Raw genomic sequence first — 2,414 nt, 5'->3', positions numbered from 1 at the left:
CGATAAAAATCGGGATAAGCGATTCACACGCTTTTTACTTCGTAAAAAGCGGTTCTCTGCTTACATATTTCTCCTATACTGGCCACCTACTTCAAATAATGCGGCAGTGATTTGTCCCAAAGTACATACCTTAGTTGCCTCCATTAAATGATCAAATAAATTTTCGTTTTTAATGGCCGCATCTTGAATACTTTCCAATTGTAATTGAACTTGTTTCGCATTGGCTTTGTGCAAATTCTCCAAAGTGTTAATTTGGAATTGCTTCTCCTCTTCGGTTGCACGAATTACCTCAGCTGGAATAACTGTTGGTGATCCTTTAGAACTTAAGAAGGTATTTACTCCAATAATTGGGAATTCACCCGTATGTTTCAATGTTTCATAATACAAACTCTCTTCTTGAATTTTTGATCGTTGGTACATGGTTTCCATAGCACCAAGTACGCCACCACGCTCTGTGATTCGGTCGAATTCTTGTAAAACAGCAGCTTCAACTAAATCGGTTAATTCTTCGATAATAAACGAACCTTGAATTGGATTTTCGTTTTTGGCTAGACCTAATTCCTTATTGATAATCAACTGAATTGCCATTGCACGACGTACTGATTCTTCTGTAGGCGTTGTAATCGCTTCATCATATGCGTTAGTATGCAGCGAATTACAGTTATCGTAAATAGCATATAAGGCTTGCAAAGTGGTACGAATATCATTGAAATCAATTTCTTGTGCGTGCAAAGAACGTCCTGATGTTTGAATATGGTATTTCAACATTTGCGCTCTTTCATTAGCTCCGTACTTGTTTTTCATGGCTTTCGCCCAAATTTTACGTGCTACACGACCAATAACTGCATATTCAGGATCTACTCCGTTCGAAAAGAAAAAGGATAAGTTAGGTCCAAAGTCGTTGATATTCATTCCACGACTTAAATAGTATTCTACATACGTAAATCCGTTTGAAAGTGTAAATGCTAATTGCGTAATTGGGTTAGCGCCCGCCTCAGCGATATGGTATCCTGAAATCGAAACCGAATAAAAGTTTCTTACATTGTTTGTAATAAAATATTCCTGAACGTCTCCCATTAATCGAAGTGCAAATTCAGTAGAGAAGATACAAGTGTTTTGTGCCTGATCTTCCTTTAAAATATCAGCCTGAACCGTTCCACGCACTTGCGAAAGTGTTCTTACTTTGATTTCGTTATAAACGTCAGCTGGTAAAACTTGATCTCCAGTAACTCCTAGTAAATACAATCCTAAGCCGTCATTCCCTGCAGGTAAATCACCGTTGTATGTTGGTCTAGCTACTCCTTTTTCTTTGTAAATCGCTTTGATTTTCGCCTCAACTTCTTTCTCTAAACCGTTGGCTTTAATGTACAATTCACATTGTTGATCAATAGCAGCGTTCATAAAGAAACCAAGCAACATAGGAGCTGGTCCATTGATAGTCATACTTACCGAAGTAAAAGCATGCACCAAGTCAAAACCAGAGTATAATTTTTTAGCATCGTCAAGACAGCAAATAGAAACCCCCGCATTACCAATTTTTCCATAAATATCGGGACGTAAATGTGGATCGTTACCATATAAAGTCACACTGTCAAACGCTGTTGACAAACGCTTTGCAGGTAATCCCGCACTTACATAGTGAAAACGCTTGTTGGTTCTTTCAGGTCCACCTTCTCCAGCAAACATACGGGAAGGATCTTCGCCTTCTCTTTTAAACGGGTACAAACCTGATGCAAAAGGAAATTCTCCTGGTACATTTTCTTGCAAGCACCATCTTAAAATATCTCCCCAAGCTTCGTATTTAGGCAATGCTATTTTCGGAATTTGAGAATGGGATAATGACTCTGAATGCGTTTTTATTTCGATTACCTTATCTCTCACTTTAAACGAGTAGATCGGGTTTTTATATTTATTTACTTTTTCGTCCCAAGTTAAAATCACTTCCCAATTATATGGATCTAAATCCATTTTTACTTTATCAAATTGATTCAGTAATAAATTTAGGAAGATTGTATTTTCATCGTGCTCTATTACTGCAGAAGGATAAACGGTACTATCATCCAGTCCCGTTTTAGTAATAACGGGAACTTGTCCAGAAACCGATTCGATAGTTTTGAAAATACCGTACAATTTTTGAGCTACTTTTTGTTGACTCAAAGCAGTTTCATCATATTTACGATTGCTTTCGGCAATTTCAGATAAATAACGTGTTCTGTGCGGCGGAATCACAAATATCTTCTCACTCATTTCGCGAGTTACTTCGAAAGTAGATTTTAAGTCTGAATTTGTTTTCTCTACAATTTTATCCATGATAGATTTGTAAAGCGTGTTCATTCCTGGATCGTTAAATTGAGAAGCGATTGTACCAAAAACAGGCATTTCATCAGGATTTACATCCCATAGATTATGATTGC

The 2,414-nt window shown here is 37.2% G+C and carries 1 protein-coding gene; it reads right to left on the bottom strand.

Translation table 11 applies throughout. From position 1 onward, the window contains the following. Positions 1-60 precede the first annotated feature (60 nt). Positions 61-2,414, bottom strand: a 2,354-nt coding sequence (locus tag P8M54_RS16260) for a methylmalonyl-CoA mutase family protein (protein ID WP_300289099.1), incomplete at its 5' end; no start/stop codon positions are given.

Source organism: Flavobacterium sp., from assembly GCF_029242675.1.
In the GTDB taxonomy this organism is placed as follows: domain Bacteria; phylum Bacteroidota; class Bacteroidia; order Flavobacteriales; family Flavobacteriaceae; genus Flavobacterium.
The sequence above is the reverse complement of the archived record's forward strand: the minus strand, read 5'-3'. Positions and strand labels throughout refer to the sequence as shown.